The following is a 17,081-nucleotide window of genomic DNA, read 5'->3' as shown; positions in this document are numbered from 1 at the left end:
ACAACTTAGGGGGTCACTTCATATTATCTCTGTTCTAGATATCCTCCCTCACAATAGGGCAGCTCATGCAACGTGGACCCCCACGTCCTCTTGACAACTCACTTGAGATAACTTCGAGCACTTTGAGTCCGTGTTTTCTAAGCAAATCGTTTGATACGTAGTTTCTATTGTAGGTAACTACGACACCAGGGGCGATCGCCAATGTGTTTGATCCATCGTTCCATTGCTCACGGCCGGCGATGATTGGATCTCCGTTACCAGTTGGAATCAGGTCCAAGTCGTCCAACTTGAGCGCATCCTTCAACACTTGTTTGAGGTCTGTTCTGTGGTCCAAGTTGAGTTCGCCATTCTTACCTGGTGTGATTGTCCAAGTATCGATGTGGCCGCCTTCGCCTAAAATTCCTGGATGAACAGTGAATTGATCGTAATTAATCATTGTGAACACAGTATCCAAATGCATCATCGCATGGTTATGCGGAATCTTGATGGCGATAACAGTGTCAAAATGACCTTCTTTAAATAAGCTCTTAGCAATATCTTGGATAGCATCGGCAGATGTCCGTTGAGAAACACCGATTGCCATTACGTGATCGTTCAAGACTAATTCGTCTCCACCTTCGATACGTGTATCGTGGTTTCGGTCACGCCATACATGAACGCCTTTGTTGGCAAAACGTGGGTGATACTTGATCACGATTTCGTTGAACAGTGATTCACGTTGTCTTGCAGGGAATGTCATGTGATTAATGCTTAATCCTTCACCAATACTTGCCGAAGGGTCACGGGTGAAGTATAGGTTAGGCATTGGATCCATGTAGAACTCATAGCCTTCTGTTTCAGCAGCACTTACCAAGTCTGTTGGTACAAAATCAACTTCGTTCTTACGGATTCCTTCCATGATCTTGTTGACCATGTCTTGATTGTTCATACTGTCGAGATATTCTTTCAATGCATCATGAATGGTTCCTGCTGCATATCCGGATTCGGTCAACATTTGCTCCAAGAAGTCGTCACGTACTTTGTCGCCACCAGCGTCTAAAGCTTCAGCAGCTAATTTTTCAAGATACAATACTTCGACACCGTTGTCTCGTAAAGTATCGGCAAAGTAATCATGTTCCTTCTGGGCAATTGGCAAATATGGAATGTCATCGAATAACAACCGGGGCATCATGTCAGGTGTAAAGTTTTCAATTTCTCTACCCGGACGTTTCAGCAAAACTGTTTTTAACTTACCGATTTCGGATGTTACATGAATTGGACTTGTCATTTTGTTACCTCCTCTTCCCTTAATACAAATACATCATAACCCCTTTTGAAAACGCTACCGTTTGTTTTTCGACATTACAAACGTGAAAAAACTAACACAATTAATAACCAAAATGATTGCGTTTACATATTTTGAAAGTTCCTGCTAATTATTCCCTTCACAAAGCGGTTCTTTCGGTTAATTATACAAAACAAAATGTTTAAATGAGAACATAACAATTTGATTAGAATTATGAATGCACTAATTATAACAGTTTCTTCACAATATTCATCTTTTGTTCTCATCTGTTTGGTATAAATATTTTGTCACTTCATAAAATATTCATACTTTGGTTAAAGAAAATTCATCTTTAAAAATCATCAATCCACCAAAACATTGTCAGTAAAAGCGTTTTACCTAGCTCTCTAAAAACACGAAATGAATGTTCATGCACATTATTTCAGAAGCAAGAGAACTATGTTACAAAAGTTAAAAATCAGTGAAGCCCCTTGTCTATCGACGCAGATACGGGCAAAATGGGGTATGTATTAGGGGGTAATCTCAATGGAACCGAGAATTGATTCTCGTAAGAAGTCTTATAAGCTTCGATCTTATATCATTTATTCAATTGCATTTGCGATCGTCTGCCTCGCCACCTACACGATTCCCTGGCTGGCAGGTAAAACACTCATTTGGAATATCGATGGGATTGCCCAGCATTTTCCAATCCTGGCGCAATTCCAGCGAATCCTTCAAGGAACTGCTCACCAGTCCTTAACGGGTTGGTCGTGGAACCTTGGCGCGGGAGCGGATCAGCTGACAACTTTCGCATTTTATGTTGTGGGTGATCCGTTCAGTTATCTGATCGCTTTATTCCCAGCATCCAAATTGGAACTGGGCTTTCAGCTGTTAATTTTAGTGCGGCTTTACTGTGTTGGTCTCTCGTTTCTCGCATGGGCCAATGAACTGCATCTAAGTACCCACAGCAGGTTAATCGGAACAATTATTTACACATTTTCCGGATATAACTTCTATGTCTCAATGCACCACCCATTCTTCATCCTGCCAATGATTTTGTTCCCATTATTGGCCATGGGAATTGAGAAAGTCTTACATAGGGGCAGTTGGCTGCCATTGGCAATTTCCGTTTCACTTGCTTTAATCAGCAACTTCTACTTTGCTTATATGCTTGCCATTGGATCTCTCGTTTATTTGGTCACCCGGTGGGTATCGATTCGCCACAAGCATCCCGATCAAATTCAGCCGGTCAAGACCCTTTACTGCCTGGCCCAGGCCATTTTCAGCGGCCTGCTGACCGCCAGCGTTGTCCTATTGCCGACAATCCTAACCGTTCTGCAATCAACTCGAATTGCCTATCATGCCAAGTTTGCCAACGGTCTGCTGCTATATCCAATCAAGTATTATCTTTCATTGCCTGACCAGATCATCACCAGCACCACGACCAAGGACTACTGGCTGGTACTAAATTCCTGTGGACTGACATTTTTAGCTGCGGTTTATATCCTGAAACATTTCAAGAAATTCCGGGCGTTGGCTTTCATTATCACCCTGACCATCGTTGCGTTGCTATTCCCACAGTTCAGTGCCATCGCAAACGCCATGTCGACACCATCCAACCGTTGGCTGTTCCTGATTGTTCTGCCGATGTGCTTGGCAACCATGATCTTTGTCGATGAAATGCCAAAGCTAACCAGAAGTGACATTACCTGGCTGATTGTTGCCAGCTTCAGTCTGATTGTCCTGGTCTGGATAACCAAGGGATTCACGCTGAACATCCCCCAAAATGATTTGATATCATACGGGATCCTATTAAGTTTCTTACTATTAATTGTCTGCCAGACGACTCTCAAAATTTCACCGAAACATACCGGCTGGATTTTAACCGGGATGATTTTGATCAGCACCATCAGTGCCGGTCAGGGTTGGTTCAGTCCCAACAGCAGTCGAAACATTAAGTCAAACCTGGTAACCGGCACCGCAACCCAGTGGCTGAGGAAGTACTACGACGGTGCCCAAGAGGCGCTTCCAAAGCATGGCGACTTTTACCGGACATCAACTATCAGTAATTACTATTCCCACAAAACCGCCGGCAACAACATCCCAATGGTCCTCGGCACGCATGACTTGGGGGCTTATTATTCCATTCAAAATGGAAATGTCTTTAAGTTTACCCGATCACTTGGCGATGCCCGCGCCGTTGTCAACTCAGTGATCGGCGAAGGTGACGGTCGAACCACCCTTCTGAATTTACTCGGGGTTAAATATATCTTTGCTAAAACCGATATCCTTAAGAATCCACAGACAATTCCTTATGGTTTCCACTTTGTCAGAAATAAAGCAGGAAACATCTTGGATTATCCTGAACAACCGGTCAGCGGCTTAAGCAATCATTCCGGAACCATTTTGCTCAAGTCGGATCTATCGCTACCGTTGGCTTACACACAAGTTCATGTCCTATCTGATGTGAATTACGATAACATGTCGAAGTTGCAGCGAGAACAGGCATTGCTAAAGGGCGCCGTCGTCAGCAAACCGGTTGATGGTGTTTCGCTAACCCAACCAAGCAATCCGGTCAAACCGGTGAGCTACACGACCCAAGTCTTTGATCAGCACATTGTCGATACGCCGATGAAAGCAATTCTGGATCGGATGCGAATTTCACCAAACGGTCGATATCGTCAGGCTGCTAAAGATTTCAAGACCCGCATTCCGGCAAACAAGGTCAACGTATGGCGGAAAGCCACGGGGATCCATCCAAATAGCAAGCCGCTGCAAAATGTTCTCGCCAAAAACGTCAAAGTTATCGAACAAAACAAAGCCGAAAACGCAAACGGCCTCCATTTGATGGACAACGATGCCCAGGGCCGACACTTATCGTACAAGCTCAACATCGACAATCCTGAGAAATACAAGAACAGTGAACTGTATCTGGTCATTAATGGTGTTTCAAGAACTCGCCACACCACTATGGATCGATTGAATACATTAACTGCTGATTCGATCATTGATGGTCAGCCAGTCTCCAAGCTGCAAAAGATCAACAGATTCAGAAAGGCTCTGCAGTATCCTGATCTTGGTGCCTACACTTTGTGGGCTCAATCAACCGACAGCTTTAACTTTATTCGTCAGCTCCCAATTAATAACCTTTCGGATTATGAAGACCGACAGCACATTGTTTTGAATCTTGGCTACTCAAGCAAGGTCCGACGGGCATTCACGATTCATTTCAAAGGGGTCAAACAGCTGCGGTTTAAGAGCGTGAAATTAATGGCCGTTCCATTTAACAAGAACTACGACAAGCAGATCCATAGCTTGCAAAAGGCCGGCTTAACCAATCAGAAGGTAACACACAACTCAGTTTCCGGATACACTGACGCAACTGAACGGACCCGGGTTCTGACAACCTCCATCCCTTATTCATCAGGCTGGCATCTCAAAATTGACGGCCAACCCGGTGACGTCTTCAAGGTCAACAAGGGATTTGTTGGTGCCAGAATTCCAGTTGGTAGACATTTTATCAAGCTGACATACCAAACTCCCGGGTTATCTTGGGGAATTAAGTTGAGTATCATCGGCTTGGCATGGATGGCAATATTTGCTCTGTTCGAATTTGGTCGGTTTGTTTATCGGAAGTTTGGTAGGAAACATTAAACTAAATTAGTCGGATACAAAATATTATGTATGATAAAAGGAGCTTCAACTGGGTGTTTGTCCGTGTTGAAGCTCCTTGTTTTTGTGGTTTGCTTGGTGGCCATGGTTGATCGCGCCATTAACTTCGTGTATGGCTGATGCCTTTGAGGACAGCTCCGATGACAGCCTGCTTAACCCTGAATGCAATGTAACCGGTGATACCCCTAGTCTACATGGCGATACAACTCTGCTTTAACTTAGTGTATGACTGCTGCAGCTCCGACGGCCGGCGATAGCCTGCCTAGCCTACTCGGCGACGCAACTGATGCTAACAATATAAGCCCCCAGAATTTAAATCCAAGTTCGGGATTTTAATTCTGGGGGCTTATATTACCGCATCACCCGTTGCTCGTCGCTCACTCTTTGATACTCGACACCAACAAATCCGGATTGGCATGCTTCGTAAATAAATCATTAATTTCAACAGCAGCTTCCACCGATGGGCTGAAGGTTACGATTGTGTCGTACCCTGCCAACGTTCCCGACACATTTTCCATGTGGAGGTCATCAATGACCGCCGCCAACGGGTTGGCGTAACTTGGTTGGGTATGAATCACATTTACAAATTGAATCTGACGAATATCAGTTACCGTGCCGTTGATCATCCGATACATGCGCTCAATTTCATTTTGATTACCTGACTTGAAAATCATGTAACGAGAATTTCCTGAGCTGTCCGGTTGTTTGACAATCTGCATCTCGCGGATATCTCTTGACAGCGTTGCCTGGGTGACATTGATGCCGGCAACCTTTAACTTCTCCATAAGTTCGTCCTGCGTTGTGATTGTATATTGATTGATGATCTGCTCAATTTTGGATTGGCGAGCTTCCTTCTTCATTATAAAGTGCATCCCTTTCACGTCTGATAAATTGACTAGCCCAAAATGGTCCGAGGCTTGTTTAAATATTCAATAACTAACGATGAATTTGCATAACACTATCATAACAAATGATAAACCAAAGTTCGCCTATTTTCCAAAAAAGTCGTCATTATTTCATACTTTCTTCAGAATTGATTGGAGTAAGTCCATGTTTCCTTCGCATTCTTGGGTGTCAGATGTTTCTTATCGTCATAGACGCTGATATCGGCACCCTTTCCGCTGAGCAGTTCAACTTCGACAGAATCTTGATAAATTGTAAATTTAAACTCACTGCCATACAGATGGACCTTAAATTTGAGGCAGTTCCACGTTGTTGGCAAATGAGGCTTCAGACTGAAGCTGGTAGCGTTATTGACGATACCCGCAAACCCATACATGATGCCTTCCCATGCAGCACCCAAACTACCTGCATGAATACCGTTTTTAGTATTGTGGTGGACATCCATTAAATCAGTTTGGACGGCCTGTGAGAAGAAATCGTAGGCTTGCTGGTCTTTACCGATTCGGGCTGCAATAATGGCATAGATCGCCTTAGAGAGGCTGGAATCGTGGGTTGTAATCGGTTCATAGAACTCATAGTCGGCTTTCAGCTGATCCAGGGTATTGCCTTGTGGGAACATGAAATCAACCATCACGGTATCTGCCTGCTTGTTAACCTGGTGCCGATACAGCATCAGTGGATGATAGTGCAGTAGTAGTGGGAACATACTTTGATCAATTGAAGCAATGTCCATCTTTGGCAGCTGTTCAAAGTTTTGGAATTGGAGCTTGACGTTTCGTTTCTTATCATAAGGCAGGTACATCGCGTTAGCTGCGGCTTCCATTTCCTTAATTTCAGGAGCCGTGACGTTTAATCGGCTGAGCATGCCGTCATCGCCTTTGAATTTACGGGCGTATTTAACGGCCAGACGCAGGTTGCTTTGAGCCAAAACATTGGTGTAATAGTTATTATCCACCAAAGCACTGTACTCGTCAGGTCCGGTTACGCGGTTAAGAACAAACTGACGTTTACCGCCCAATTCGGCGTAATTACCATACTCCATCCAAAATCTTGCCGTTTCGAGAATAATTTCAAATCCATAATTGCGAATAAAGCTCTCATCGCTGGTAATTTCATAATATTGTTCAATCGCAAAAGCAATGTCGGCGTTGATGTGGAATTGGGCTTGGCCGGCCAACCAATAGGCACTGGACTCGTATCCGTTGATTGTCCGCCAAGGATACATGGCACCCTTCCCCAAGCCAAAATCACTGGCCTGCTCCTTGGCAATTTGAAGCGTGTGGTATCTAAACATCAAGAGATCCTTGGCAATTTTTGGCTGGGTATAAGTGAAGAACGGCAGCATGAAAATCTCGGTATCCCAGAAGAAATGCCCGCCATATCCGTTACCGGTCAGACCTTTTGCAGGAATGCCAGTCTGTTCGTCCCGGCCGGCAGATTGGTTCAGCTCAAATAAATTAAACCGAACGCACAGCTGTAAAGCCGGATCACCGTCAATCGAAACATCACTGTGAAGCCAGAATGTCTGCCATACCTGAGCAGACGCCATCAGTTCAGACTTGAAGGTTGTATCGAGAATGTAATTATCCAGAGATGACAAATATTGATCAGAATACATATTTGCGTTAACCAATGGATGAATATCGCCAATGGCAAATAGAAACTCAAAATCCTTGGAGCTCCCTGGTTTGGCAAAGTATTTACTACGATATCCGTAATGATTATTAGCATCTTTAAAATACTCAATTTTCGGATTTGGCGCAAAGTTCTCATTGGCTTTATACGTTAAAATAATGCCTTGCTGGCTTCGAAAAGTGGTCACCAAATAGCTGGGTTGACCATTATCAGGAATGAAGTCCAGCTGCATTTGCCCCAGATCATCCGCAACCCGAATGTCATCTTCTTGATGATGAACTTTTTGATTAATGTAATCATGAACCTTAATAACTTCAATCTCATCAGAAAAATTGGTTGGAATAATCGAATACCGCACGCCGTATACATTTGGTTTGCTCAAGCTGGCAAAGCTTTCAACAACCAGATTAAAGTTACGGTTGTCTGGTGTTGTCACACTAAAGAGTTCATGCAGTAAGCCGGTCTGCATGTCTAAGTTTTTATCAATATTTTCAACGTGAAAGTGGTCCTTCAATGAATCCTCGTCGCCCACCTTGATTCGGATGTATCGGGGGTCAAATAGCCGATTGATCACTTGGTTGTTATCCGGGTACCCCCGGTATTTCTCGCCATAGGAGACGGCCTTATAATCAAAAAAGCCGTTAATGAATAAACCGGGGGAACCGATGAAGTCAGGACTGTTTCCCTGCAGTGGATTTGAATCACGAACACCAAAGTGACCATTTCCAACATTATAAATTGTTTCAAGAAATAACTGTTCCTTACTTCTCAAAGTCTGCAAATGAATTTGAAATTCGGGCGATTGCTCAATTCTCAATAGATGGAACCCCCTTCTGATAGACTGTTTTTGCTTAATATGCAAAGTTATGAAGCTATTTTACCATTGATCAGGTAAAAGTCACGATTTGTTACCGGAATACTGACATTTTTGTTCTAGTACCTAATAGTAATGTTAATTATCCTAACCAAATATTAAGATTGATATAATACGAGCGTTAATAAGTTCATGTCCTTTACTGCTCGAGTTGGAATTTGCTATACTTGGTTGTAGCTTTTTTGTCGGATAATAACAATAAGAAGTCACTATTCATGCATATATTACTAGAATATCATATAATCTGGTTAGAAGATAAACTAAAAGGCGAGAGGTCTTCAAAGGAGAATTACAATTATGAACAGCAAATTACTTTCGTTTCTTGAAGAAATTAAAGCACAGGGTAACATGTCCAAAGCCGCTCAAGCTTTGTTTGTAACTCAGCCATATATCAGTCGAGTTATAAAGAATGCCGAAGTGAACTTTGGCGTCAAATTAATCGATCGATCATCTCATCCGATTCAGCTGACTTACGCTGGCGAACGACTTCTGGCTTTCTTGCAAGAAGAAAACCGACTACGTGCCAACCTTGACCGTGAAATGACTCATTTGTCACAGTTCAAGTACGGCCACCTGACAATCGCTTCTAATGAGGTTGTGACTAACGACCTCTACAAGCCGGTACTTGTTCGCTTCTATAATAAGTACCCCAACATCCACGCCCAAATCACCAGAATGACCAGTCGGGATGCTGAGAAGCGTTTGTTATCTGGAACATTGGACTTCTTCATTGGCCATGCACTTCAAAGCCACAAGGTTGAATACAAGCCAGTCGCTCAGTTGCCATTGGTCTTAATCATCCCCGAGACTTCCAAGTTGTATCAGCCAGGAAAAGTATTTCTGAATTACGAGGATCTTGATCTTACCAAGCTTTCTGGTGAAAACTTTATCGGAACCCCTCAAGAAGATAACTATCAACGATTAGTTACCAGCTTCTTAAATGACATCGGTGTTTCAGCTGATATTAACATTGAAGTTCCCGACCTGCACTTGGCGTCAGATCTTGCATTGGAACATGTGGGTGCAATTATCACACCGGAACCATTTGCCAACCCACGTCGGTTGACCGACGAACAGCAGAAACACATCAATATCGTTAAGATTCCAACCGATGTGCTCACGTCCAACTTCGGTATTTCATATATCAAGAACAAGCAGACGTCCGAACCAGTGACAGATTTGCTCAACTTGATTTCTGAGTACGTTGATGAGTATGTGCCAAAGCGTTAATTAACTAAATATCAAGCGACAAAAAGGCCAGCGATTAATTTCGCTGACCTTTTATTTTGCACCTATTTAATTATTCTTCAACTCTTTTGCTCAAAGAAGTGTGGTTCAATAAAATGTTCAAGATAACCGCAGTGAAACTTCCGACAACCATTCCGTTACTCATGATAACTTGAACGGTGGCTGGTAGATATTGGAATAAATGAGGCTGAGTGGTAACACCTAAACCAAATCCAATAGAAATCGCGATGATCAACAAGTTCTTGTTGTTTAATTCAACCTGTGACAACATTTTGATTCCCTGAGCGCCAACCATCCCGAACATGACAAGCATCGCACCACCAAGCACTGAGGCTGGGATTAAAGTAGCAATGGCACCAAACTTGGGGATTAAGCCAAGGATCATCAGCATGAAGGCTGAGTAATAGATTGGAGTTAATTTTTTAATGCCTGATAATTGAACAATTCCTACGTTTTGAGAGAACGTTGAATATGGGAATGTGTTAAAGATCCCACCAAGAATGGCAGCAATCCCTTCTGACCGGTAACCATGTTCCAAGTCGCGGTCTTCCAGCTTACGGCCGGTGATATCACTCAGGGCGAAATACACACCGGTTGATTCGATCATACAAGTAAAGGCAGCCAGAATCAGGGTTGCAATTGACGACCATTCAAACTTGGGAGTTCCAAAGTAGAAAAGTTGAGGCAATTGAGCCCAGTCAGCTTGACCAACAGCAGCAAAATTAACGGTTCCCATCAGAACAGCAACAATTGAGCCAACCAGGATTCCAATTAAGATGGAAATCTGCTTGAGGAACCCTTTTGCCCAAATGTTGAGGACAACGATTACCAATGCGGTAAAGAATCCAAGGAACAAGTGAGTTGGGTTACCAAATGCTTTGGCAGTCGCATCCCCGCCACCGATATTTTGGAATGCCACTGGCATCAATGTAAAACCGATCAAAGTAATCAAAGAACCGGTAACAACTAATGGGAAGTACTTCCGCATGTGAGCAAACGGCTTGGCAATAATGATGATAAACAGCCCAGCGACAATAATTCCACCATACATGTAACCCAGGCCGAAGTTTTTACCAATCGACTGCAGCGGCGCAACGTACTCAACGGCACATCCCAAAACAACCGGCAGGCCGATACCTGTGATTGGTGTCCGACGGATCTGGAGCAATGTGGCAACCCCACACATAAAGATATCCATTGAAACCAGATAAGTCATCTGAGTAGCGTTGAATCCAAGTGCCCCACCAATCAACAATGGAACCAGGATATCGCCTGAATACATAGCAAGAAGATGTTGAAAACCTAAAATTGCATTACGAACTGGTGATTTACCACCTGAAACAGAAACATTATTCATGATGTTCTCCCTTTTATTCGTGTTTTAAACAATAATAATATATTAACATGAATTTTTGGCAATAACAACGGAGTTTCCGAATAATAACGCTAACAATCATAAAAATTCCGAATAAAAAAGCCGAAACCCGTTTCGTTTCGACTTTAAACATTCTATTTAATTTAGCTGCTGTTTAATACCAGCCGTATACTTTCCAATGATGCTTGGCGTTAACCCAGCTACCATAACGTTGACTTACGTAATGATCAGCTGTCTTTTCCTGGTTTGCCTTTGAGTAGTTACCATGTAAGTATGAAGCACTTAATTGGTAACGGCCGATGTAACGACCATTGCGGGCATGGTATGAACCGCGTGATTCGTGATACGCGATCCAGTTCTTGGCTTTTTGGTTAGCCTTTGATAGATGTGATTTATATACTTGAGTAGTTTTAGCTTCAGCGATTTCAGTGGATGCGGCAACGTTCATAGTGCCATAGAAAGTTAATGCAGTCATTAATGCGATAATGATTTTCTTTAATCTCATGAAATATAATATCCTTTCGTTTCGTGTTTAATCAACACTGAAGAATATACTCCATGCTATTTACAGGCAGGTGTCCAGAAAATTACAACCATGTTAAACCCAAACCCGTTTTAGTAATATTCTCATAACATATCATCAGCAAACGCTTATATAAAAGCATTCTGAAATCTGATTTTGGGCCAATTTTTGCCTATCAAAAACGATATTTTTTTGTAAAAATAGTCAAAATTTGCTTGATTTACATAAGAATTTGGTTTTATTGGCTATAATTCTGACATGTTGTATACTGGAAATCATCAGGAGGAACAATCCATGGAACCTCATTTTAATAAAATTACCAAGTATGGTTATGAAAAAATTGAAGCAGAAATTCGTGAACTCGAAAATTCCCGGCCGGCTAAAATCAAAAATCTTGCGGACGCCAGAGCACTTGGCGACCTGTCCGAGAATGCCGAATACAGCTCCGCCAAACGAGACCTGAGACATTTGGAGAGCCGGTTGCGTTTTTTGCGCAAGCAACTGCAATATGCCCAGGTTTATACCCCATCCGACAACGACACTGTTGAAATCGGCAAAACCGTCACTTTCGAATTCATGGATGACCATTCAACCGACACCTACGAAATTGTCGGCACACCCGAAGTTGACATCGATCACAACAAGATTTCAATTGCATCCCCAATCGGTGCGGCGTTATTGAATCACCATTCCGGTGATGTGGTAACCGTATCCGCACCACAGCTGACCTACAAAATTAAAATTATTTCAATCAAAGTATAAAAGGACTGGCAGATGCCAGTCCTTTTATCTATTCTCTATCAAATTGAAGTGATTCTGACAACCCTGAATCACGTTTATTCGAAATCATTTTCTTAACTCCCGAGATGATGAAAGTTGGAATTGCTGAAACAACGATAATGATCAGATACATCGTCATTGATAGTGGCGCAGTTCCCATGACATTATTAAAGAACGGAATCAGCGTCACTAATATGGAAGAAGTCGCCGCAAAGGCTACTGCCAACGTCAATCTCGAATTGGAAAACGGATTTCTGTCAAACAGCGTTTTTACACTTCTGGCATCATATACGTGCCACAACTGGCCAAATACCAAAGTTAAGAATGCAATTGTCTGGCTTTGGGCCACCGATAATCCCTGGCTTGCTGCCCAAACAAACGCCAGGAAAACCATCGCCCCCATGACTCCACCGCGGAACAATACCCGCCGGAGCATGCCATCTGCCAAAATCGATTTTTGCGCATCACGGGGCCTTTGCTTCATGACATCCGACTCGGCTTCGTCATACCCCAGTGCAAATGACGGCAGTGAATCACTCACCATGTTGACCCAAAGGACCATCAGAGCTGTCAGGGTTGGGGTTACTTCGGTCACATTTCCAATTGAGGACGTAATCAGGAATACACCCAGCAAAAGTGAGAGCACTTCGGCGACATTGGTGGTCAATTCATGGCGCATAAAGTTAAGAATATTGGCAAAAATGGTTCTGCCGGATTCTACGGACTTTTCAATCGTTGTAAATTTATCATCCAGTAAAATTAAGTCGGCAGCATCTTTCGTCACTTCAGTTCCGTTAATCCCCATGGCAATCCCAATGTCAGCCGCTTTTAACGCCGGAGCATCGTTGATCCCGTCTCCGGTCATGGCGACAACCTGGTCATGTTCCTGAAGCTGTTTAATGATCCGTTGTTTGTGTTCGGGCGTCACGCGAGCGTACACCCTGGTGTCCAAAACAGCATCCGCCAATTGGGCATCAGACATTGTTTCCAAATCTCGGCCGGTGATGACCCGAGCGTCATCTGATTGGATAATTCCCAATTGTCTGGCAATCGCCTTAGCCGTCATGGCATGATCGCCAGTGATCATGACTACGTTGACCGCCGCCTGAGACAACTTGTGCACAGCTACTTTCACTTCTTCGCGTGGCGGATCAATAATTCCGACCAATCCAAGGAAGGTTAAATCACGTTCTAGATCAGTACTTGACGCGTTCAAGGCTTCTTCTTTGGTAATTTCACGCTGAGTAATTGAAATGGTTCTCAACGCGTCATTGGCAAATGTCAGCATGGCTTCCTCAATATTTTCAGCAGCTAGGTCAATTACCACTTGTTGCCCATGAATCAAGGCAAATTTTGTCAGCGGTTTGATGACGTCAGGTGCCCCTTTGGTCAGGCTGTAATACCGACCGTTTTCTTTAATGACCACCGTCATCATCTTCCGGGTACTATCAAATGGGAAGATCCGGACAATGTCGATATCGCGCTCGCCTTTATCGGCTAACAAATCGGCCCGTTGAATGTGTTCCTTGGCTGCCAAGACCACCAATGAAACGTCGGTTGGATTACCAAATGGCCGCCAATTCTGCTTGTCGTCGGGCTTGATTTCAGCTTCGTTATTCAACACGGCAACTTCCAAAAATCGTTGGTAATCACGAGAATCTGTAGGCTGGCCATCCTCTCTAATAAATTCACCAATTGGTGTATAGCCGTTACCCTCAACGTTATACACTTTGCCATTGGCGAGGAATCGGGTGACGGCCATTTCATTCTTGGTCAGCGTTCCAGTCTTGTCGGATGCAATATAGGTCGTGGACCCCAATGTCTCCACACTGCTTAATGATTTGACCAATCCTTTTTGACTCGCCATCATCTTCGCGCCTATCGTCAGCACAATTGAGAGAACCACCGGCATGGCGTCGGGAATTGAGGCCACGGCAATGGCAATCGCTGTGGCTGAAATACCGCCAATGCTATCCATAGAAATGCTGCCAACCTGAATCAGTTGTTTAACCAAATCATAGCCAATCGTGATTGCGATAATCACGGCAGCAATGATCATCAACTTCTTGCTCAATCCATGGACTGATTTTTCAATTGGTGTTTTCTGGTTGTCGACCGACTGCATCAACCCGGAAATTTTACCCAATTCGGTAGCCATCCCAGTAGCGACAACCACGCCAATTCCGTTGCCGTTAACGACCATCGATCCTGAATAGCCCATGTCAGTCCGGTCACCCAGTTCCGTATCCTCAGGCATAACATCAGTTGTCTTCTGAATAGCATCTGATTCCCCAGTTAAATGCGATTCATCAATCTGAAGCTCGGCGGTTTTAAGCCAACGCAGATCACCTTCGATAAAATCACCGGACTTCACATTGACAATATCACCGGGAACCAGGTGACTGGCTGAAACAGATATCCAGTTGTCGTTTCGAAGGACTTTCATATGATGCTGACGCATGTCGGATAATGCATCTAATGACTTTTGGGCACTTCTGGTCTGGTGAAATGTGAGCCCACTGTTGATAATCACAATTAAAACAATCGCAACCGCTTCGTACACAGAAGCCATTGCGTGGCCTTGATCGCCACTAATAAAAAAATCATAGGCGGCACTTGCCAATGCCAAACTGATTGCGATTAGCAAAATCACAATCAATGGTTCTTTAAAGCTTTTCAACAGCATCTTCCAAGCTGGTTCCCGCTCTTCTTTTGCCAACTCGTTTAAGCCATATTTTTCAATCCGCTGACGTGCCTGCTCATCATTTAAGCCGTGGATCCGGCTTGTACCAAGCTTTTCTAAAATATCAGGTGATTCCAAACTATACCATTTCATATCTGGCCTCCTCGTGTGGGGGTTCTTTTTCGTGGTGCATTGCTTATATCAAGCATAACAAATATCCACATGAGACTTGTGAAGATTGTGTGGATATTATTGGAATATTTGGGAAAAGTTTAGAAAAAATAAAAAAGACCGGCTCATCGCCAGTCCATTTTCAAATACTATGCAGATTTTCTGGAAAATTTGTAATATAAGTAACAGGCCACAATTACAACTACAACCACCAAAATGACCATCAGCCACTCATCAATGATGCCCAGGATTTGCCCCCAAGCCCGGCCGGCATAATGGCCAACCAGTATTAAAACCGTGTTCCAAGTCAAAGTTCCAATAGTTGTTAGTAATATGAACCGGCTGAAGGGGAAATTTGTCATTCCAGCCGGAATCGAAATTAAACTCCGAACCACCGGAATACAGCGCCCCAACAAGATCGCTTTGCCGCCATGGTTGTTAAAGTATCTCGCGGATTTTTCAATATCATCGGGCTTTAATCGAATGATTTTTCCCATTCGCCCAGACACTAATTTTTCAATTTGCTTGACGCTCAGCAGTCGTCCCACACCATAAAGAGCAATCGCCCCAATTAGTGCGCCGAAAGTTGCTGCGAGAATCGAACCCCAGATCGTCATCTTGCTGGTGACAGTTAGATAGCCCGTAAATACCAGGACCAGCTCGGAAGGAATCGGCGGAAAAATGTTCTCAATCGCGATCAAAAAAGCAATTCCGAGGTAGCCGTATTGATTAATCAATTCGATAATTGTATTTTCACTCAAATTGGTTCCTCATTTCGTTTGTAAGTACCCGAATTATAACATATTCCAGCCGATCACCTTTGGAAAGGAGCAGCCGATGCCGTATAATTAAGGTAATTAACGAAGGAGGATGTTCATGAAAACTGTAAAGATTGGTAATACAAATTTCGAAGCATCTGCAGTTGCACTCGGCATCATGCGTATGGCTGGCATGGAAACTGCCGACGCTGCCAAAACACTGGAAACAGCAGTGGATACCGGCATTAATTTTATCGACTCAGCTGATATCTATGGTGGTGGCGAATCTGAGAAAAAGTTCAAAGAAGCTCTAAACGCCTCAAACATTTCACGAGATCAATTGTTCATTCAATCCAAAGGCGGCATTATTTTGGATCCGGCACGAAGTCATGATGGCTTGGTATTCGGCGCCCGTTACGACTTTTCAAAGCAACATCTCATTGACTCGGTTGACGGGATTTTGAAACGGATGGGGATTGATTACTTGGACTCATTTTTGCTACACCGTCCAGATCCACTGATGGAAGCCGATGACATTGCGGATGCCTTTGATACATTGCAACGCGAAGGAAAGGTTCGTCACTTTGGTGTTTCAAACTTCAATCCACAACAGGTTGAAATGGTCCAATCGTGGATCAGTCAACGTTTGCTGATCAATCAATTACAATTCAACGTGGTCCATTCCGGTATGGTAACGGAAGGCATGCACGTTAATATGATCGATGATGGCAGCATCATGCATGATGGTGGAATCATGGAATACTCACGTCGTAAGAATATGACGATCCAAGCGTGGTCACCATTCAACTATGGCCTGTTTGCCGGTATGTACATTAACGATCCAAAATATAAGAAGTTAAATGATAAATTAGAAGAATTGGGCAAAAAGTATGATGTGTCAAAGAACGCCATCGCAACAGCCTGGATTTTAAGACATCCAGCCCATGTCCAAGTATTGCTGGGAACAATGAACCCAGAACATATCAAGGACAGCGCATCAGGTGCAGACGTCGACCTGACCAAACAGGAATGGTATGACCTGTACTTCGCAGCGGGAAATGACTTGCCATAGAACCAGAGTGCGACAAAACCCGGGTGATCGCGGTGCATAAGCGGGAAACGGTGATTAGTGAACGGTCTGTGTTCATTAATTACCGTTTCCCGCTTATGTGTAGCGATCAGGGTTGTCGAAGCA

Annotated in this window: 11 protein-coding genes; 4 read left to right on the top strand and 7 right to left on the bottom strand. The window is 43.5% G+C overall.

Features of this window, described 5'->3' with window-relative positions; genetic code table 11:
* Nucleotides 1-34: 34 nt before the first annotated feature.
* Entirely contained in the window at nt 35-1,267 is a 1,233-nt protein-coding gene (gene arcA / locus FD17_RS12120; RefSeq protein ID WP_057826442.1) for an arginine deiminase, read from the bottom strand.
* Between the two features lie 543 nt (nt 1,268-1,810).
* Between arcA and FD17_RS12115 the strand changes: the two genes are divergently transcribed.
* On the top strand, nt 1,811-4,918 hold the full coding sequence (locus FD17_RS12115) for a YfhO family protein (protein ID WP_057826441.1): 3,108 nt from the start codon (nt 1,811-1,813) through the stop codon (nt 4,916-4,918).
* 395 nt (nt 4,919-5,313) lie between these two features.
* Here the strand turns inward: FD17_RS12115 and FD17_RS12110 are convergent, their stop codons facing one another.
* Nucleotides 5,314-5,796 (bottom strand): arginine repressor, encoded by a 483-nt coding sequence (locus FD17_RS12110; RefSeq protein WP_057826440.1) that lies wholly within the window; start codon nt 5,794-5,796, stop codon nt 5,314-5,316.
* Between the two features lie 167 nt (nt 5,797-5,963).
* Nucleotides 5,964-8,291, bottom strand: coding sequence for a glycoside hydrolase family 65 protein (locus FD17_RS12105; protein ID WP_057826439.1), 2,328 nt, complete (start codon nt 8,289-8,291; stop codon nt 5,964-5,966).
* 354 nt (nt 8,292-8,645) lie between these two features.
* Here FD17_RS12105 and FD17_RS12100 point away from each other — a divergent pair, with 354 nt between their 5' ends.
* Nucleotides 8,646-9,578, top strand: coding sequence for a LysR family transcriptional regulator (locus FD17_RS12100; protein WP_057826438.1), 933 nt, complete (start codon nt 8,646-8,648; stop codon nt 9,576-9,578).
* 70 nt (nt 9,579-9,648) lie between these two features.
* Here the strand turns inward: FD17_RS12100 and FD17_RS12095 are convergent, their stop codons facing one another.
* Complete coding sequence (locus FD17_RS12095; protein WP_057826437.1) at nt 9,649-10,953, bottom strand: nucleobase:cation symporter-2 family protein; 1,305 nt, start codon at nt 10,951-10,953, stop codon at nt 9,649-9,651.
* A gap of 172 nt (nt 10,954-11,125) precedes the next feature.
* Nucleotides 11,126-11,476 carry an aggregation-promoting factor C-terminal-like domain-containing protein gene (locus tag FD17_RS12090; protein WP_057826436.1) on the bottom strand — a complete coding sequence of 117 codons (351 nt, stop codon included), beginning with the start codon at nt 11,474-11,476 and terminating at the stop codon, nt 11,126-11,128.
* 312 nt (nt 11,477-11,788) lie between these two features.
* On the opposite strand from FD17_RS12090, the gene greA reads away from it, so the two are divergent.
* A complete protein-coding gene (gene greA, locus FD17_RS12085; RefSeq protein WP_057826435.1) occupies nt 11,789-12,256 on the top strand; it encodes a transcription elongation factor GreA in 468 nt (155 codons plus the stop codon).
* A 28-nt stretch (nt 12,257-12,284) separates the two neighbouring features.
* On the opposite strand, the gene FD17_RS12080 is transcribed toward greA, so the two are convergent.
* Entirely contained in the window at nt 12,285-15,110 is a 2,826-nt protein-coding gene (locus tag FD17_RS12080; protein WP_057826434.1) for a cation-translocating P-type ATPase, read from the bottom strand.
* A 167-nt stretch (nt 15,111-15,277) separates the two neighbouring features.
* Nucleotides 15,278-15,889: a DedA family protein gene (locus FD17_RS12075; RefSeq protein ID WP_057826433.1), complete on the bottom strand. Its 612-nt coding sequence runs from the start codon at nt 15,887-15,889 to the stop codon at nt 15,278-15,280.
* Between the two features lie 115 nt (nt 15,890-16,004).
* Between FD17_RS12075 and FD17_RS12070 the strand changes: the two genes are divergently transcribed.
* Nucleotides 16,005-16,958 (top strand): aldo/keto reductase, encoded by a 954-nt coding sequence (locus FD17_RS12070; protein ID WP_057826432.1) that lies wholly within the window; start codon nt 16,005-16,007, stop codon nt 16,956-16,958.
* Nucleotides 16,959-17,081 lie beyond the last annotated feature (123 nt).

It is taken from the genome of Lentilactobacillus sunkii DSM 19904 (assembly GCF_001435575.1).
Taxonomy (GTDB): domain Bacteria; phylum Bacillota; class Bacilli; order Lactobacillales; family Lactobacillaceae; genus Lentilactobacillus; species Lentilactobacillus sunkii.
This window is presented reverse-complemented; position numbering and strand designations above follow the sequence as displayed.